Origin of the sequence: Mesorhizobium sp. C264A, from assembly GCF_040324515.1 — a bacterium.
Taxonomy (GTDB): domain Bacteria; phylum Pseudomonadota; class Alphaproteobacteria; order Rhizobiales; family Rhizobiaceae; genus Mesorhizobium.
Window position 1 is genome coordinate 1,086,222 of the sequence record NZ_JAMYVY010000001.1, and the last position, 16,088, is coordinate 1,102,309.

The 16,088-nt window shown below is 63.4% G+C and carries 16 protein-coding genes; 4 read left to right on the forward strand and 12 right to left on the reverse strand.

Annotated features, from left to right (window positions below):
- Nucleotides 1–55: 55 nt before the first annotated feature.
- The 3 genes from mmsB to NKL04_RS05255 form a co-directional block, all read right to left on the reverse strand.
- Nucleotides 56–940 carry a 3-hydroxyisobutyrate dehydrogenase gene (mmsB, locus tag NKL04_RS05245; protein WP_023700314.1) on the reverse strand — a complete coding sequence of 295 codons (885 nt, stop codon included), beginning with the start codon at nucleotides 938–940 and terminating at the stop codon, nucleotides 56–58.
- Nucleotides 941–1,024: 84 nt separating this feature from the next.
- Nucleotides 1,025–1,393, reverse strand: coding sequence for a four helix bundle protein (locus NKL04_RS05250; protein ID WP_023700313.1), 369 nt, complete (start codon nucleotides 1,391–1,393; stop codon nucleotides 1,025–1,027).
- Between the two features lie 20 nt (nucleotides 1,394–1,413).
- On the reverse strand, nucleotides 1,414–2,583 hold the full coding sequence (locus NKL04_RS05255; protein WP_023700312.1) for an isobutyryl-CoA dehydrogenase: 1,170 nt from the start codon (nucleotides 2,581–2,583) through the stop codon (nucleotides 1,414–1,416).
- A gap of 148 nt (nucleotides 2,584–2,731) precedes the next feature.
- On the opposite strand from NKL04_RS05255, the gene NKL04_RS05260 reads away from it, so the two are divergent.
- Both NKL04_RS05260 and NKL04_RS05265 read left to right on the forward strand, forming a co-directional pair.
- Nucleotides 2,732–3,340 (forward strand): dimethylsulfonioproprionate lyase family protein, encoded by a 609-nt coding sequence (locus NKL04_RS05260; protein ID WP_023700311.1) that lies wholly within the window; start codon nucleotides 2,732–2,734, stop codon nucleotides 3,338–3,340.
- Between the two features lie 2 nt (nucleotides 3,341–3,342).
- Nucleotides 3,343–4,818, forward strand: coding sequence for a cobyric acid synthase (locus NKL04_RS05265; protein WP_352723376.1), 1,476 nt, complete (start codon nucleotides 3,343–3,345; stop codon nucleotides 4,816–4,818).
- Between the two features lie 148 nt (nucleotides 4,819–4,966).
- Here NKL04_RS05265 and NKL04_RS05270 read toward each other — a convergent pair whose 3' ends face one another.
- Entirely contained in the window at nucleotides 4,967–5,137 is a 171-nt protein-coding gene (locus NKL04_RS05270; protein WP_023670429.1) for a hypothetical protein, read from the reverse strand.
- Nucleotides 5,138–5,188: 51 nt separating this feature from the next.
- On the reverse strand, nucleotides 5,189–5,974 hold the full coding sequence (locus NKL04_RS05275) for a TSUP family transporter (RefSeq protein WP_023700309.1): 786 nt from the start codon (nucleotides 5,972–5,974) through the stop codon (nucleotides 5,189–5,191).
- 195 nt (nucleotides 5,975–6,169) lie between these two features.
- On the opposite strand from NKL04_RS05275, the gene NKL04_RS05280 reads away from it, so the two are divergent.
- The gene (locus NKL04_RS05280; RefSeq protein WP_023700308.1) at nucleotides 6,170–6,601 is read left to right on the forward strand and encodes a TerB family tellurite resistance protein; all 432 of its coding nucleotides are present in this window, start codon (nucleotides 6,170–6,172) and stop codon (nucleotides 6,599–6,601) included.
- Between the two features lie 115 nt (nucleotides 6,602–6,716).
- Here NKL04_RS05280 and NKL04_RS05285 read toward each other — a convergent pair whose 3' ends face one another.
- The 5 genes from NKL04_RS05285 to NKL04_RS05305 all read right to left on the reverse strand — a co-directional run bounded on the left by NKL04_RS05285 (nucleotide 6,717) and on the right by NKL04_RS05305 (nucleotide 13,361).
- Entirely contained in the window at nucleotides 6,717–8,339 is a 1,623-nt protein-coding gene (locus NKL04_RS05285; RefSeq protein ID WP_023700307.1) for an ABC transporter ATP-binding protein, read from the reverse strand.
- Complete coding sequence (locus NKL04_RS05290) at nucleotides 8,336–9,205, reverse strand: ABC transporter permease (protein ID WP_023700306.1); 870 nt, start codon at nucleotides 9,203–9,205, stop codon at nucleotides 8,336–8,338. The genes NKL04_RS05285 and NKL04_RS05290 overlap by 4 nt, the downstream gene beginning before the upstream one ends.
- Nucleotides 9,202–10,149 (reverse strand): ABC transporter permease, encoded by a 948-nt coding sequence (locus NKL04_RS05295; RefSeq protein WP_023700305.1) that lies wholly within the window; start codon nucleotides 10,147–10,149, stop codon nucleotides 9,202–9,204. The genes NKL04_RS05290 and NKL04_RS05295 overlap by 4 nt, the downstream gene beginning before the upstream one ends.
- A gap of 334 nt (nucleotides 10,150–10,483) precedes the next feature.
- On the reverse strand, nucleotides 10,484–11,959 hold the full coding sequence (locus NKL04_RS05300; RefSeq protein ID WP_023700304.1) for an ABC transporter substrate-binding protein: 1,476 nt from the start codon (nucleotides 11,957–11,959) through the stop codon (nucleotides 10,484–10,486).
- 121 nt (nucleotides 11,960–12,080) lie between these two features.
- Nucleotides 12,081–13,361, reverse strand: a complete 1,281-nt coding sequence (locus tag NKL04_RS05305) for an acetylornithine deacetylase/succinyl-diaminopimelate desuccinylase family protein (RefSeq protein ID WP_023700303.1) — start codon at nucleotides 13,359–13,361, stop codon at nucleotides 12,081–12,083.
- Between the two features lie 222 nt (nucleotides 13,362–13,583).
- Here NKL04_RS05305 and NKL04_RS05310 point away from each other — a divergent pair, with 222 nt between their 5' ends.
- Nucleotides 13,584–14,015: a L,D-transpeptidase gene (locus tag NKL04_RS05310; protein ID WP_023681747.1), complete on the forward strand. Its 432-nt coding sequence runs from the start codon at nucleotides 13,584–13,586 to the stop codon at nucleotides 14,013–14,015.
- A 13-nt stretch (nucleotides 14,016–14,028) separates the two neighbouring features.
- On the opposite strand, the gene NKL04_RS05315 is transcribed toward NKL04_RS05310, so the two are convergent.
- Nucleotides 14,029–15,036 carry a lipid A biosynthesis lauroyl acyltransferase gene (locus tag NKL04_RS05315; RefSeq protein WP_031209203.1) on the reverse strand — a complete coding sequence of 336 codons (1,008 nt, stop codon included), beginning with the start codon at nucleotides 15,034–15,036 and terminating at the stop codon, nucleotides 14,029–14,031.
- Between the two features lie 4 nt (nucleotides 15,037–15,040).
- The gene (locus tag NKL04_RS05320) at nucleotides 15,041–16,069 is read right to left on the reverse strand and encodes a zinc-binding dehydrogenase (protein ID WP_023681745.1); all 1,029 of its coding nucleotides are present in this window, start codon (nucleotides 16,067–16,069) and stop codon (nucleotides 15,041–15,043) included.
- Nucleotides 16,070–16,088 lie beyond the last annotated feature (19 nt).

The window sequence follows — 16,088 nt, forward strand, 5'->3', positions numbered from 1 at the left end:
ATTTGCAATTTTTCCGCGCAATAAAAATCGAGAAAAGCGCTGCCAAATTCGAAACTTATAGAGAACTGCCGCGAAGGAAATTTATGATGCCGGAAAAATCCGATCCGCCATTTCCCTGGGCGTTGAACAGCGCATAAAGCTGGGCCGCTTCGGCCCCCATTGGCGTCACCGCGCCGGCGCTTTGGGCCGCCTCCTGCGCCAGTTTCAGGTCCTTCAGCATGAGTGCTGCGGCAAAGCCCGGTTTGTAGTCGCGGTTGGCGGGTGAGGCCGGCACGGGACCCGGCACCGGGCAATAGGTGGTCAGCGACCAGCACTGGCCCGACGAGGTCGAGGCAACGTCGAACAGGGCCTGATGCGAGAGGCCGAGCTTTTCGGCCAGCACGAAGGCCTCTGCGACGCCGATCATCGAAATGCCGAGCATCATGTTATTGCAGATTTTGGCTGCCTGACCGGCGCCGTCGTCACCGCAATGGACGATGCGGCCTGCCATCGGCTTCAGGACCGGTTCGGCCTTGGCGAAGGCATCCTTGGCGCCGCCGGCCATGAAGGTCAGCGTTCCCGCAGCAGCACCGCCGGTGCCGCCGGAGACGGGGGCGTCGATCGAATGCAGCCCGTGCTTCCTTGCTACGGCATGCGCCTTGCGGGCCGACTCGACATCGATGGTCGAGGAATCAATGAACAGGGCGCCTGGTTTGGCCTTGGGTGCGATGTCCTCGTAGACCGAGAGCACGTGCTTGCCGGCGGGAAGCATGGTGATCACGACATCGGCGTCTTTCACCGCCGCCACGGCATTCGCCGTGACAATGACGCCATGCTCGTGGGCGACGGTGAGGTTTTCCGGCATCAGGTCAAAGCCGTGCACCGCGTGCCCCGCCTTGACGAGATTGGCAGCCATCGGGCTGCCCATATTGCCGAGACCAATGAAGGCGATGGTGGTCATAGCGGTGCTCCATGATGAGTAGGCAGTAGGCAGTAGGCAGTAGGCAGTAGGCAGTAGGCAGTAGGCAGTAGGCAGTAGGGCGACCTATTCGGGTGCGAGTTTGAGAATAAGTTGGCGAAGCATTTTTCCGATGGCCTCGGCCGCCAGAAGCAGGTGCTCAGCTTGCCCATGCGTGGCAACGCCAATGCGTTGAGCGATTTGGAGGTGTGTCTCGAACTCCTTAAGCGAGCCTTGGGCTATCCTGAGAAATTGCTGATAGCAGCCTCGGTTGTCTCGGCCATAGCCTTCCGCGATGTTTGCAGGGATAGAGGTTGCTGAACGGCGGATTTGGCTGGTCAGCCCATATATTTCCTCTTTGGGCCATGTCTTGGTCAATGAGTAGGTGCTGACAGCCAGATCCATCGCCTGCTGCCATACGATAAGATCCTTGTACGAGTTGATCTTGCCGGTCATCTTTGCCTACTGCCTACTGCCTACTGCCGTCCGATCAACGCCCGCGCGATGATGACGCGCATGATCTCGTTGGTGCCTTCGAGGATCTGGTGGACGCGCAGGTCGCGCACCAGTTTTTCGATGCCGTAATCATGGAGATAGCCGTAGCCGCCATGCAGCTGCAGCGCCTCGTTGGCGACGTTGAAGCCGATGTCGGTGACGAAGCGCTTGGCCATGGCCGACCATTTGCCGGCGTCCGGCGCCTTGCGGTCGAGTTTCGAGGCGGCGGCGTAGAGAAAGATCCGCGCTGCCTGCAATTCGGTCTCCATGTCGGCCAACCTGAACTGCAGCGCCTGGAACTGGTTGATCTTCGAGCCGAAAGCCTTGCGCTCGGCGGTATAGGCCAAAGCCTTGTCGAGCGCCGATTGCGCGCCGCCGAGCGAGCATGCCGCAATGTTGAGGCGGCCGCCGTCAAGGCCGGCCATGGCGATGCCGAAACCTGCGCCTTCCCCCGACAGCAGGTTTGCAGCCGGCACCTTGCAGTCCTCGAAGATCACCTGGCGGGTCGACTGCATGTGCCAGCCCATCTTGTGCTCGTTGGCGCCGAAGGAGAGGCCGGGCGCATCCTTCGGCACGACGAAGGTGGAAATGCCCTTCGGCCCGTCGGCGCCGGTGCGCGCCATGACGACATAGAGGTCGCTGTCGCCGGCCCCGGAGATGAACTGCTTGGCGCCGTTAAGCACATAGTCGTTGCCGTTCTTCACCGCGCGCGTCTTCAGCGCCGCGGCATCCGAGCCTGAACCCGGCTCGGTCAGGCAGTAGCTCGCCAGCCATTCCATCGAGGTCAGCTTCGGCAGGAAGCGTTGGCGCTGCTCGTCGTCGCCGAAGCGATCGATCATCGACGCCGCCATATTGTGGATCGAGATGAAGGAGGAAAACGCCGGATCGGCGTGCGACAGTGCCTCGAAGATCAGCACGGCGTCGAGCCGGCCGAGCGCCGAGCCGCCGACATCGTCCCTGACATAGATGCCGCCGAGGCCGAGCGGGCCGGTCTCGCGGATTACATCGGCGGGAAAGTGTCTTGCCCGGTCCCATTCGAGCGCATTGGGCGCAACGCGATCGGCGGCGAAGGCCTGTGCCATCTCCTGGATGGCGCGCTGTTCCTCGTTGAGCTCGAACTGGCTGGTGCTCGCATCGACCGCGGCGTCCATGGCGTGCTCCCTGTGTTCCCCAGCTGGGGTTGGCTTGCTGGCCTGTTGTTTTTGGCTTTGCGCGCCGCTCAATCTAGACCAATGATGCCGCCGCGCAACCCGGCTCGCCGCGCAGCCGCTGTGCATGAATGGATCAACGGAGCATTGCGTGCCGACATATTTCGACGAATTGCTCGACCGCTTCCATGCCTATCTCCGGGGCGTGGACAACGCGCTGGTGCGGGACGCCGTGACCCGGATCGGCTGGAATATGACGGCGCGCGTGCTCGAAGCGCATCCGCTGCCTTGCCTTGGTCTGCTCGACCGCATTGTCGAACTGGCGCCGCCGGACCCGCAGCCTCTGGTGCAACTGCTGGCGGAGCGTCGTGACGATCTGTGCTGGGGGCAGACCTACAACGCGAGCGATTTTGGTGAAGCGTTCTTGCAGAAATACGGCTGGCTGGAGGTGTTTGGCACGCGCGGCCATTTCGCCAATGAAGAGGTCGCGGCCGGATTGCTGATCCTGGGGCCCGGCATCACCTATCCCGACCATCATCACATTGCCGAGGAGATCTACATTCCGCTGACCGGCGGCACCGAGTGGCGCATGGGCGAAGGCGGCTTTCGCACCCGCCAGGCGGGCGAAATTATCCATCACGCCTCCAATGTCAGCCATGCCATGCGCACCGGCAGCGAAGCGTTGCTGGCGCTCTACATCTGGCGCGGCGGGCCGCTGGCGCAGAAATCGACCGTTTCCGGCGCGCAGGGCAGGGGCTGAGCATGGCCAAGGCGATCATGCTGCAAGGCACGGGTTCGGATGTCGGCAAGACGGTGCTGGTGGCGGGGCTCTGCCGCGCGGCCAGGAATCGCGGGCTGAAAGTCAGGCCGTTCAAGCCGCAGAACATGTCGAACAATGCCGCCGTCGCCGACATTCCGGGCGACGACCGCCCCGGCGGCGGCGAGATTGGCCGTGGGCAATGGCTGCAAGCGCTGGCGTGTGGTGTTCAGCCGACCGTGCATATGAATCCGGTGCTGCTCAAACCCCAGAGCGACATCGGTTCGCAGGTGATCGTGCAGGGCAAGGTGTTCGGCGAGGCGCGAGCGCGCGACTACCAGGCAATGAAAGCGGGGCTGATGGACGCCGTGCTGGAGTCCTGGACGAAGGTCGGTGAGGGCGCCGATCTGGTCGTCGTCGAGGGCGCCGGATCGCCGGCCGAAATCAACCTGCGCAGCCGCGACATCGCCAATATGGGCTTTGCCACGCGCGCCGCCGTGCCGGTCATCCTGGTCGGCGACATCGACCGCGGTGGCGTCATCGCTTCGGTCGCCGGCACGCATCTGATCCTGCCGGAGGAAGACAGGCGCATGATCGTCGGCTACCTCATCAATAAGTTCCGCGGCGATGTCTCGCTGTTCGACGACGGCATCCGGTCGATCGAAAGTTTCACCGGCTGGCGCTGCTTTGGCGTCGTGCCGTGGCTGAAGGCGGCGGCGCGATTGCCTTCGGAGGATTCGGTCGTGCTCGAACGCATGGCATCGGGCGAGAAGCGGGCGTTGAAGGTCGCCGTGCCGATGCTTGGCCGCATCGCCAATTTCGACGACCTCGACCCGCTCAAGGCCGAGCCGCAGGTCGAAGTGGTGTTCGTGCCGCCGGGGCAGCGCTTGCCGGAGGATGCCGGCTTGGTGGTCATTCCCGGTTCCAAATCGACGATCGGGGATCTCATGAAATTCCGCGAGAATGGCTGGGATCGCGATCTCCTCGCGCACCGCAAACGCGGCGGCCATATCGTCGGCATTTGCGGCGGCTTCCAGATGCTCGGCCGCCTGGTGCGCGATCCCGATGGCATCGAGGGCAGCGTCACCGAGGCGGAAGGTCTTGGTCTGCTCGACATCGAGACGGTGATGGAACCGGAAAAGACGGTGCGCAATGTCAGCGCGCGCTCGGTGCCGTTCGGCCTGGCGCTCGAGGGCTACGAAATCCATCTCGGCCGTACCACCGGGCCGGACATGGCGCGGCCGTCGGCTGTGATCAACGGCATCGACGACGGTGCCATTTCCGCCGATGGCAAGGTTTTTGGCACCTATCTGCACGGCCTGTTTTCCGCCGACGCTTTCCGAGCGAGATTCCTGGAAAGCCTCGGCGTGAAAGGCGGCGGCGTCGACTATCGGGCGGACGTGGAAAACGCTCTGGACGAGATCGCAGCCGAACTGGAGCGCCATCTCGATTGCGATGCGATTTTTGGGTTAGCGAGGTAGGGCCGTCCACCGTTTCGTCATCCTCGGGTCTGCGCGTCCGCTTTGCTTCGTGGCCATCCTTCCGCGGAAGACCCTAACAGACCATGCATCCAAAGCAAAAGCGCCCGGCTTTTGACCGGGCGCTTCGAATTGCAGAGGTCGCGGGTGCCTAGGCGCCGCGCATCAGGCAGGCGGCGGCAAGCACAATGTATGCGATGAGGACAATCCACACCGCAGCCAGAGGAATGAACGCAAGAACGCCAAGCGCGGCGAGCACGCCGATGATGGCGATAACTAGGGAGATGATGAAAACAAGCTGAGTGGGTGCACTAAGATTCATGTGTGGTCCCTCCAACATGATTCGTACAACGGCATTCTATCAGGCGTGGGCCTATACACCAATCAGCTGGCGCAGTGGGTTCGCCGGGTCGGCCAGCAGCTTCACCGCCAGCGACAGGCAGATGATCACCAGCAGCGGCTTGATCAGCCTTGCGCCGATGCGGATGGCAAGGCTGGCGCCGAGCCGGGCGCCGAGGAACTGGGCGACGCCCATCATCAGCCCGATCTTCCAGTAGACGACGCCGGCGACGGCAAAGACGATGAAGCCGCCAATGTTGGAGGCGAAATTGAGCAGCTTGGTGTGTGCCGTCGCCTTGAGCACGCCGAAGCCGGCAAGGCTGACGAAGGCCAGCATGTAGAAGGAGCCGGCTCCCGGCCCGAACAGCCCGTCATAGAAGCCGACCAAAGGGGCGATGACCAGCCCGAACAGGAAGTGCGACAGGCGCTCGGCGCGGTCGACATCGTTCATGTTGGGTTTCACGGCGAAGTAGATCGCGATGGCGATCAAAAGCAGCGGCAGCAGCGCCCGCAGGAGATCACCCGGCACGAATGCCGCCAGCAAGGCGCCGACGGCACTGCCGGCAAGGGCCAGAAGCGCCGATGGCAGCTGTCGGCGCAGATCGACATGGCCATTCCTGGCATAGTGGATGGTCGCCGAAGCGGTGCCGAAAATGCCCTGCAGCTTGTTGGTTCCAAGCGCTGCGACCGGCGGGAATCCGGCAAGCAGCAGGGCCGGGATGGTGATCAGCCCGCCGCCGCCGGCTATCGAATCGACAAAGCCGGCTGCAAAGGCGGCCAAGGCAAGCATGATGACGGTGTGGGTAGCGAGGTGGAGCATCGGGATTTCTGAACATTCCGGCGGGAAAGGTGATGCCGCGCCTTCTCATGGCCATCTGGTTTGCGCAAGGCCGATTCCGCGCTACGTCCATCCAAGCGCGTTGCGCTTGGATTTCCTGTGGTGCATGTCATTATCCCAATACCGCTGGGCAATTTTGGGTCATGTGCACTGAGCGGACTCGGAAAAGGGATACTGTTGGCGATGGCATTGCTCGACCAGATACGCTCGATCTTCGATGGTGACCCCGGCGTGCGCAAGGTTGCCGACGACCCGGTGCTGTCGGCGGAACTCTTGATGCTGTTTCGCATGATCCTGGCCGACGGCTCGGTTTCGGAGAGCGAGATGGTCGCCTTCCGGCGCATCTGCAAGGACGCCTTCGGCATCCCGGAAAGCAGCATCGACGCGGTCATCGAATATCTCAATGATTTCGGCTACGAGACCAACGGTTCGCAAGCCATGGCGCTGTTCCGCGATCTCGATGTCGAACGGCGCAAGTTGCTGGCGCTCCACATGGCGGAGATCGCCAAAGCCGATTCCAAACTGGCCGAGAGCGAAGTGCGGCTGTTGCGCCGCACGCTCGATTTGCTCGACATCAGCCCGGTCGATGTGGTGAAGCCGGAGGAGTGAGGCAGACCAGGGGCAACGGCCGCCCGGCCGGGTCCCCGCTGCTTCGCAGCGTCCCAGCGTTCGTGACCTTTCATCGTGCCACTGGCACGATGAATTCGCTGCGCGAACCGGTCACTCACCCCTGTTCCTGCATACGGTGAGCGATCGCCCGATGCAGATCGGGCGCAGCCGCGACCAGCGCCCTGGCCGCCTCCGACTGCGGATGATCGAGCACGTCGCCGGTCTTGCCGCGCTCGACGATCCTGCCGTCATGCATGACCAGCACCTCATCGGTGATGGCGCGGGCGACGGTCAAATCGTGAGTGATGAAGAGATAGCCGATGCCGAGCTTCTGGTTGAGCTCTGCGAACAGATCGAGGATCTGGGCGCGGATCGACACGTCGAGCGCCGAGACCGGCTCGTCGGCGACGACCAGCTTCGGCCTTGTGATGATGGCGCGGGCGATCGACAGGCGCTGGCGCTGGCCGCCGGAAAACTCATGCGGATATTTGTCCATGTCGCTGACGCCGAGGCCGACCTCGTGCAGCGCATGCGCCACCATCTCGCGCCGCTCGGCCGGTGTCGGCTTCTTTTCCAGTACATGCAGCGGCTCGGCGACCAGTTTCTCGACCTTCTGGCGCGGGTCGAAAGAGCCGTAGGGATCCTGGAACACCACCTGCATGTCGCGCCGCGCGGCTTTGAGCTCCGCCTCGCTTTTGCCGGTGATGGTCTCGCCGCGAAAGCGGATCGTTCCCGATGTCGATTTGTCGAGCGCCAGGATCATGCGGGCAAGCGTTGACTTGCCGCAGCCGGAGCGGCCGACCAGCGCCACCGATTGGCCCGGCGCCAGCGACAAGGACACGTCGTCGACGGCGCGGATCGGAGACGCTGACTTGAACAGGGAGGTGCGCCGGCCCGGATAGTCCCGTGTCACGCCTTCGACCTCAAGCAGCGGTTTGCCCTGGCCGGCGGCGTGAACCTTGGCGCGGGCGGGCACGTGCATGGAGGCCAGCGCCAGCTGGCGCGTGTAGGGATGCAGCTGTTCCGACAGCGTGCGTGCGGTGTCGCCGGCTTCCATCACCTCGCCATGGCGCAGAATGGTGATGCGGTCGGTCATTTCGGTGACGACCGCGAGATCGTGCGAGATCAACAGCAGGCCCATGCGGTTTTCGCTGACAAGGCCGCGCAAGAGGTCGAGGATCTGCGCCTGCAGCACCACGTCGAGCGCCGTGGTCGGCTCGTCGGCGATGAGCAGCTTGGGTTTCAATGCGCAGGCAATGGCGATGACGACGCGCTGGCGCTGGCCGCCCGACAGTTCGTGCGGATAGCGCGACAGCGGGAATTTGGCCTCGGGCAGGCCGACGCGGTCGAGCATTTTGCGCGCCCGGTCTTCGGCTTCCGCGCGGCTTGCCCTGGTGTGCCGGCGTATGCCTTCAGCGACCTGCTCGCCGATCGTCTTGACCGGGTTAAGCGCCGTCATAGGTTCCTGGAACACCATGCCGATGTCGTCGCCGCGCAGCGCGCACATCTGGTCCTCGGTTGCGGCCAGAATATCGATGCCGTCGAAGGTCACGCGGCCGGTGGCGCGCGCAGCATGCGGCAGAAGCTGCATGATGGTCAGCGCCGTCATCGATTTGCCCGAGCCGGATTCGCCGACCAGCCCCATCACCTCGCCGGGCGCGACGGAGAGGTCGACCCCTTTCAGGATCGGCGTGTCGCCGATGGCCAGCGACAGGTTCTCCATCTGCAGCAGGCTCATCGCTGCCGCCGCGATTTCGGGTCGAGTATGTCGGCGATGCCGTCGCCGAGCAGATTGAGCCCAAGCACCGTGACGACGATGGCCATGCCGGGGAAGATGGCCATCCAAGGCGCCACCACCATGCGCGTCTGAGCGTCGAACAGCATGCGGCCCCAGCTCGGCATTGGCGGCTGGGCGCCGAGTCCGACATAGGAGAGGCCGGCTTCGGCCAAAATGCCGAGCGCGAACTGGATGGTGCCTTGCACCAGAAGCAGCGTGGCGATGTTGGGCAGCACGTGCTCGATTGTAATCTGCGTCTTGCTCTTGCCGGCGGCGCGCGCGGCGAGGATGAATTCGCGCGGCCAGATCGCCAGCGCACCTGCCCGGGCGACGCGCGCAAACACCGGGATGTTGAAAATGCCGATTGCGATGATGGCGTTGATTGCGCCCGGTCCGAAGATGGCGGTGATCATGATCGCCGACAGCAGCGCCGGGAAGGCGAAGACGAGGTCGTTCAGCCGCATCAGCGCCTCGTCGACAAACCCGCCGCGCGCCGCGGCGAAGGCGCCGAGCGGCACGCCGACGCCCATGCCGATGCCGACCGCGACCAGCGCCACGGCAATTGAGTTGCGGGCGCCGACCATGATCATCGACAGGATGTCGCGGCCGAAATGATCGGTGCCGAACCAGTGCGCCGCAGAGGGCGCCAGCGTCTTGTCCGAGATCACCAGTTTGGTCACGTCGTAGGGCGTCCAGACGTAGGAGATGACCGCTATTGCAGCCACCAGCACCGTGATGGCGAAGCCGATGAGGAAGGAGCGGTTGCGGAAGGCCTTGGCCAGAATGCTGCCCAACGTCTCCTGCGGGATGTCGATGTGCAGCGTCATTGCCGGCCTCGAAGGCGCGGATCGACGATGGCGTAGGAGACGTCGACGACGAGGTTGACTGCAATGACGGCGACGACCAGCAGCATGACGATGCTTTCCACCACGATCAGGTCGCGCTGAGTGATCGCCTGGAACACCAGCCGTCCCAGACCAGGCAGATAAAAGACGTTCTCGATGATGATGGTGCCGGCGAGCAGGAAGGCGAATTGCAGGCCCAGAATGGTCAGAACCGGGATCATCGCATTGCGCAGCGCGTGCCGCCACAGCACAGCGCGATAGGGCAGGCCCTTGGCGCGGGCGGTGCGAATATAATCCTCGTTCAGCACCTCGAGCAGCGCGGAGCGGGCAACGCGAGCCAGGATCGCGGCCTGCGGCAGAGCGAGTGCTACGGCCGGCAGCAGCAGCGATTTCAGCGCCGGCCAGGCGCCGGCGCTCCAGCCGGGGAAACCGCCGGCCGGCACCAGCCGCAGCCAGACGGCAAAGAGGTAGATCAGCATCAGCGCGAACCAGAAGTTCGGGATGGCGACGCCGAGCTGGGCGGCGCCCATGGCGATCGTGTCACCGGCCCGCCCGCGCCGGCTGGCGGAATAGAGCCCGACCGGGATGGCAATGATGGTCGACAGCGCCAGCGCGATCAGCGCCAGCGGCAGGGAAACCGCCATGCGCTCGCGGACAAGGTCGATGACCGGCACCGAATAAGTGTAGGAGCGGCCGAAATCGAGGCTGAGCAGGCCACCGACCCAGTGGAGGTAACGCAGGAGAAGCGGTGCGTTGAGGCCCATCTGGTTGCGCAGGAGTTCGACCTGATCGGCGCTGGCGTTGAGGCCGAGCATCAGCCGCGCCGGGTCGCCGGGCAGGATTTCGAGCACGGCGAAAACGATCATCGAGGCCAGGATCAAGGTTGCGATGGCGATGGCGAGGCGTTTGAGGAGGTAGGCGGTCATGGTGGAGGGAATGGTGCGTTGCCAAGTGCGATGACTGAGCAAAGGCAGCGTTCTGTCACACCCCCCTCTGTCCTGCCGGACCCGGCCCTTCGCTGTCGCTTCGGGCGTTCGTTGTTCGGAAAGCCAAGCAGTTGGCTTTCCGTCCGCTGCGCGGACCACTCCTCACCCCCCGCAAGGGGGGAGATCAGCAGTTTCCGTGTCGTCGACCAGCGTTCAACGTTCGCGATAGGCGAAAGCGGAGATGAGAGCCCAATCTCCCCCCTTGCGGGGGAGATGCCCGGCAGGGCAGAGGGGGGTGTGAAGGAATGCACACTGTTGCCTGTCGGGCGCCGCCTCAATCCGTCCACTTCACCTTGGTCAGATCATTCGCCTGGATCGGCGCATTCTCCCACAGGCCCTGCAGCTTGGCGTCCCAGACGCCGACCTTCGGCAGTTCATAGAGGAAGCCGACCACGGCGTCGTCGGCCAGGATCTTCTGTGCTTCGCCGAGCAGCGTGTTGCGCTTGGCGTCGTCGGAGGTGAGGTTCAGCTCGGCGATGATCTTGTCGAAGGCGGGGTTGTCGTAGTTGAAGTAGTAGTCCTTGCGCGAATAGATATCGATGTCGCCGGGCTCGGTGTGGGAGACGATGGTCAGGTCGTAATCCTTCTTGGTGAACACCTGATCCAGCCACTGCGCCCATTCGACCGGAATGATTTCCAGGTCGATGCCGACATCGCGCAGCTGCGAGGCGATGATCTCGCCGCCAAGCCGTGCATAGGAAGGCGGCGGCAGTTTCAGCGTCGCCTTGATGCCGTTTTCGAAGCCGGCTTGCTTCAGCAGCTCCTTGGCCTTGTCGACATTGTGCGGGTACAGGCCGGTGAGGTCGACATAGGCCTTGCTGGCGGGCGACATGTGCGAACCGATCGGCACGCCGAGGCCGGCCGAGGCGCCGTCGATGATCGCCTTGCGGTCGAGCGCAAAGGCAATCGCCTGCCGCACCTCGAGCTTGTCGAAAGGCGGCTTCTTGTTGTTGATCGCCAAAATGGTCTCGCCCTCGGTCGAGCCGATCACCACCTTGAAGCGCGGATCGTCCTTGACCTGCGCGACGCTGTCGGGATCGAAGAAAGGGAAAGCCTGGATGTCGCCCGAGAGCAGCGCCGGCACGGCCGCGGCGGCGTCGGGAACGATGCGGAACTCGGCCTTGTCGAGGAACACCGGGGCGCCCCAGTAAGTGTCCGATTTCACCAGCGTGATCGACGAGCCCTTGGCCCAGCTCTGGAATTTGAACGGGCCGGTGCCGATGGGCTTTTCCTTGTTGGTGTCGGCGCTCTCGGGCGCAACAATCACCGCGTCGCCCCAGCCCAGATTGTAGAGGAACGACCCCTGCGGGTTCTTCAGCGTCACCTTGACCGTAGTCGGATCGACGACTTCGACCGTATCGACGGAGGCGAACAGGGCTTTTTGCGCGTTGACCGAATTGTCGGCGCGGGCGCGGTCGAGCGAGAACTTCACGTCGCCGGCGTCGAAATCGCTGCCGTCATGGAATTTGACGCCGGTGTGCAGCTTGAAGGTGTAGACCTTGCCATCGTCGGAAATGGCCCAGCTCTCGGCAAGGTCGGGCAGCACTTCGCCATTCGGACCGATGCGGGTCAGGCCCTCGAAGACGTTGGCGTAGAGCACTTCGTCGATCGCCGCGGCAGCACCGGCGGTCGGATCGAGATGTGGCGGCTCGAGCGTAATGCCGATCACCAGGTCGGTGCGTGCGGCAAATGCCTGACTGCCGGCCAGTGCCAGCACCGCGGCGGCAAGAATGGTTTTCCACAATTTCATCGTGCAACTCCCAAATGCTCGAACCCTGGTGCGATAGAAGCGTGATTTCGAGGTGGAGTAAATTGCGTTTCGTGCTCTGCAGCGGCGCGGGGAGGAATGTTTTTTCAGCGAAGTCGATGGTTCAGTCCGCGGCCGTGCCTCTGAGCAGCACATTCAGCCCGATCGCCATCACCTTGGCCGACTCCACCATATCAGAGATACCGACCCATTCGTCGGGCCGGTGGGCGAGGTCCAAAATGCCCGGGCCATAGGCGATGCAATCATAGATGTGGCCGATGCGGGCGATGTGTTTCTGGTCGTAAGTGCCTGGCGAAATGACATAATCCGGCTCGCGGTCGAAGATCGCCATGATGCCTTGCGCCACCGCCTTGACCACCGGCGCGTCGCGCTCGGTCATCAGCGGCAGCACCTCCATCAGGTTGCGAATCTCGTAGTCGAACTTTTTGCGCTCGCGCTTCAGCCGGTCGAGGATATCGGTCACCTCGCTCTTGACCGTGGCAAGGTCCTCCTCGAGCAGGAAGCGGCGGTCGATGGTCAGCCGGCAGGCGTCGGGCACGTTGGGTGAGGGCAGGCCGGGGCGGAAATCCTCGGTCTGGCCGCCATGGATCGAGTTGATGTTCATGGTCGAGCGCTTTGCGCCTTCGGGCACGACAGGCATGCGCGTCACCTTGCGGTCGAGCGCCGGAAACAGTTCATCCTCGAAGGCCTGCAGCACGGCGCCCATGTGGCGCACGGCATTGTCGCCGAGGAACGGCATCGAGCCATGCGCGATCTCGCCCTTGGTCTCGATCTCCGCCCACCAGACGCCGCGATGGCCAAGACAGATGCGGTCCTTGTTCAGCGGCTCGGGGATGATGACGTGGTCGACCTTGGGTTTCGAGAAATAGCCAAGCTTCGCCAGATGGGCGACGCCGCCGAAGCCGCCGGACTCTTCATCGACGGTGCCGGAGATTTCGATGGCGCCAGGAAAGTCGGGGAATACCTCCATGAAGGCTTCCGCCGCGATGATCGAGGCGGCCATGCCCCCTTTCATGTCGCAGGCGCCGCGCCCGTAGACCTTGCCGTCCTTCACCACGCCGGCAAAGGGATCGACGCTCCAGCCCTCGCCGGCTTCGACCACATCGATGTGGGAGTTGAAATGGACACAGGCTCCAGGCGAGCGGCCGTCGAAGCGGGCGACGACATTGACGCGGGGATAGCGGTCGGTGTCGCCGGGCGTGCCTTCGGCGCGGATGAATTCGGTTTCGAAGCCAAGCCTGCCTAGGCGCGCACCGATATATTCGGCGCAGGGGCGATAGGCTTCGCCAGGCGGGTTGATGGTCGGGAAGCGGATCAGGTCGGCGGTCAGTGCGACCAAGTCATCAACACGGGCGTCTATCGCTTTGAAGAGTCGTTTGTTCATTCCCGGATTTGAGCAGGCAAGGGGGTGGTTTTGCAAGCATCGCGCCACTGGCGCCGAAACTTCGTGTCGCAGCGGCAACTATGGCGGAAAATCGTTCAAATTCGCTGCTTTAGATTGGCGAATTTATCAAGGAGTGTGTGTTAGATCACTCACCTGTCGTTAAAAAGATGAAAAACCGCGTGATGACAGGGCAGGCAAGGGGCATCAAAGGGGTTTGATCTCATGACTAAAATCGTTCTCATGGCAGCTGCTTTTGCTGCGATGCTGTTCGGCACGTCCATCGAAAGCAGGGCTGCCTCGCTGGTGGCCAGCATCGACGTCTCGTCGCAGACCATGACCGTCAGCCAATACGGCCAGGTGCTTTATCGCTGGAGCGTGTCGACCGCCCGCAGTGGCTATTTCACGCCGCGCGGCACCTATCGGCCGCAACGCACGGCGAGGATGTGGTATTCGAAAAAATACCACATGTCGCCAATGCCTTACTCGGTGTTCTTCCATGGCGGCTACGCCATCCACGGCACCGGCGCGGTCAGGCAGCTAGGGCGTCCCGCATCGCATGGCTGCGTGCGGCTGCACACCGCCAATGCCGCGATGTTCTATGCGATGGTGCGCGAAGTCGGCTTCGGCAATACGCGGATCGTTGTGACGAACTGAGGCTATCGACGACTTAAGATTGACGCTGCCGCTGGCCGGTGGCGTTGGCCTGTCCGCGCCGGCGCCGACGCCGGCCCGAGATTTCCCACCTTTTGTGGAACCACATCCACTGTCCCGGATCCTCGCGCACCCAGCGCTCGACCACGTTGGCGAGCAGTTGGGTGGTGGCCGCGACATCGACGCTGCCGCTTTCATTGCGCGGCAAGGTCAGCTTGTCCTCGATCTCGAGGCGGAAGCGGTTGCCAGGCAGCCGCACACATCGCGCCGGATAGACGTCGCAATCATAGTGACGGGCGAGCATGCCCAGAACCGGATTGCTCTGGCATGGGCGGTTAAAGAAGATTGTCTCCAGTCCGCTAGAGAATTTCTGGTCTACCAGCACGCCGATATTGCCGCCTTTCTCCAGAATCGACGCCAGCGCGAAGGAGGCGCCGGTCGAAGACGGCAGCAAGGCGCCCATGCTCGAACGCCGCGTCGAATGGATATAATCGGCGAGGTAAGGATTGTTCGGCGGACGAAACAGCGCCGTGATCTTCATGCCGAACGTCGCGGCAGCCACCGGCAGCAGTTCGAAATTGCCGAGATGGCCGGTGAACAGGATATGCGGTTTGTCCTCGCCAGCTATCTGATGGAAATGATCGGCGCCGCCAACTTCGACGCGGCCGGGCGTCGCTGCGTTCGGATCATAGTCGAAGAGCGCGTCGAGAAAGATGTATTCGGCGGCGAGCCGGGCCATGTTGCCCCACATGTCGGAGGCGATGGCCTCGATCTCGACATCGCTCTTTTCGGGATAGGCAAGGCGCAGATTGTTGATGGCGACGCGGTGGCGCCCGACCCACGGACCGATGCGCCGGGCCGCCCGGTCGGCGAAATTGAGCGCCCTGTCCGCGGGCAAGAGGCGCAGCAGCGATATGATCGTCATCGCCACGCGCGCCACCAGCCAGTGCTCCATCTGGCGCAGTCTTCGGCCATAGCGGAACATGAAGTCCCGGCGGGCTTTCTTGAACACCGAGCCGGCCATAGTCCTAGGAAACGCGCAGGATGATCTTGCCGAACACGTCGCGGCCTTCCATGCGCTTCAACGCGGCGTCGATGCCGTCGAAGCCGACCTCGGTGTCGATGACAGGTGCGACCTGTCCCGCCGCCATCTTCTGCATGGCGTTGGCCATGTTCTCCATGCGGCAGCCGAAGGACCCGAGCAGCTTCAGCTGCTGCTGGAACAGCTGCATCAGATTGATCTGCGTCGACACGCCGGAGGTCGAGCCGCAGGTGACCAGGCGGCCGCCGCGCTTGAGGCACAGCATCGAGGCCGCAAAGGTGTCGGCGCCGACATGCTCGAAGACGACGTCGACGCCCTTCTTCCTGGTGAGCTTGCGCACGACGCCTTCGAAACGGTCGTCGCGGTAGTTGATGACGTGATCGGCGCCGAGCGCCTTGGCCTTGTCGATCTTGTCGTTGGAGCCGACCGTGGTGATGATGGTGCAACCCATGCGCCTGGCCAGCTGGATCGCCGCCGAGCCGATGCCGGAGCCGCCGGCATGGATGAGGATGGTTTCGCCGGGCTGCAGCTTGGCATTGTCGAACAGCATGTGCTCTACGGTGCCGAAGGTGACAGGGGCGACGGCAGCGCCGACATCGGTCACGCCGGGAGGGGCAGGGACCAGCAGGCGCGCCGGCAGGTTGATCTTCTCCTGCGCAAAGCCGTCGAGATGGAAGCCGTGGACACCCGAGACATGTTCGCAGAGATTGTCACGGCCTTCGCGGCAGGCGCGGCAAAGGCCGCAGGTGCGCGCGCCGTAGATCGATACCAATTGTCCGGGCAGCAGGCTGGACACGCCGGGGCCGACAGCCTCGACCTCGCCGGAGGCTTCGGCGCCGACGACCAGCGGCAGCTTGCGCTTGGCGAACGCCATGCCGCGCCAGCCCCAGACGTCGATATGGTTCAGCGCCACCGCCTTGATGCGCAACGTGACTTCGCCCAATGCGGGGGGCGGCGGGGGCGGCAGGTCCACCGTTTCAAGACGGCGGTCCTCGATAAGTTGCAGTGCGCGCATGGGGCCTGTCAGTCTGGCT

Bases quoted from the DNA above. Each gene is read 5' to 3' on its own strand.
- mmsB (WP_023700314.1), bottom strand. From the start codon at position 940: ATGACCACCATCGCCTTCATTGGTCTCGGCAATATGGGCAGCCCGATG.
- NKL04_RS05320 (WP_023681745.1), bottom strand. From the start codon at position 16,069: ATGCGCGCACTGCAACTTATCGAGGACCGCCGTCTTGAAACGGTGGAC.
- NKL04_RS05310 (WP_023681747.1), top strand. From the start codon at position 13,584: ATGACTAAAATCGTTCTCATGGCAGCTGCTTTTGCTGCGATGCTGTTC.
- NKL04_RS05270 (WP_023670429.1), bottom strand. From the start codon at position 5,137: ATGAATCTTAGTGCACCCACTCAGCTTGTTTTCATCATCTCCCTAGTT.
- NKL04_RS05285 (WP_023700307.1), bottom strand. From the start codon at position 8,339: ATGAGCCTGCTGCAGATGGAGAACCTGTCGCTGGCCATCGGCGACACG.
- NKL04_RS05295 (WP_023700305.1), bottom strand. From the start codon at position 10,149: ATGACCGCCTACCTCCTCAAACGCCTCGCCATCGCCATCGCAACCTTG.
- NKL04_RS05255 (WP_023700312.1), bottom strand. From the start codon at position 2,583: ATGGACGCCGCGGTCGATGCGAGCACCAGCCAGTTCGAGCTCAACGAG.
- NKL04_RS05265 (WP_352723376.1), top strand. From the start codon at position 3,343: ATGGCCAAGGCGATCATGCTGCAAGGCACGGGTTCGGATGTCGGCAAG.
- NKL04_RS05290 (WP_023700306.1), bottom strand. From the start codon at position 9,205: ATGACGCTGCACATCGACATCCCGCAGGAGACGTTGGGCAGCATTCTG.
- NKL04_RS05300 (WP_023700304.1), bottom strand. From the start codon at position 11,959: ATGAAATTGTGGAAAACCATTCTTGCCGCCGCGGTGCTGGCACTGGCC.
- NKL04_RS05305 (WP_023700303.1), bottom strand. From the start codon at position 13,361: ATGAACAAACGACTCTTCAAAGCGATAGACGCCCGTGTTGATGACTTG.
- NKL04_RS05275 (WP_023700309.1), bottom strand. From the start codon at position 5,974: ATGCTCCACCTCGCTACCCACACCGTCATCATGCTTGCCTTGGCCGCC.
- NKL04_RS05250 (WP_023700313.1), bottom strand. From the start codon at position 1,393: ATGACCGGCAAGATCAACTCGTACAAGGATCTTATCGTATGGCAGCAG.
- NKL04_RS05315 (WP_031209203.1), bottom strand. From the start codon at position 15,036: ATGGCCGGCTCGGTGTTCAAGAAAGCCCGCCGGGACTTCATGTTCCGC.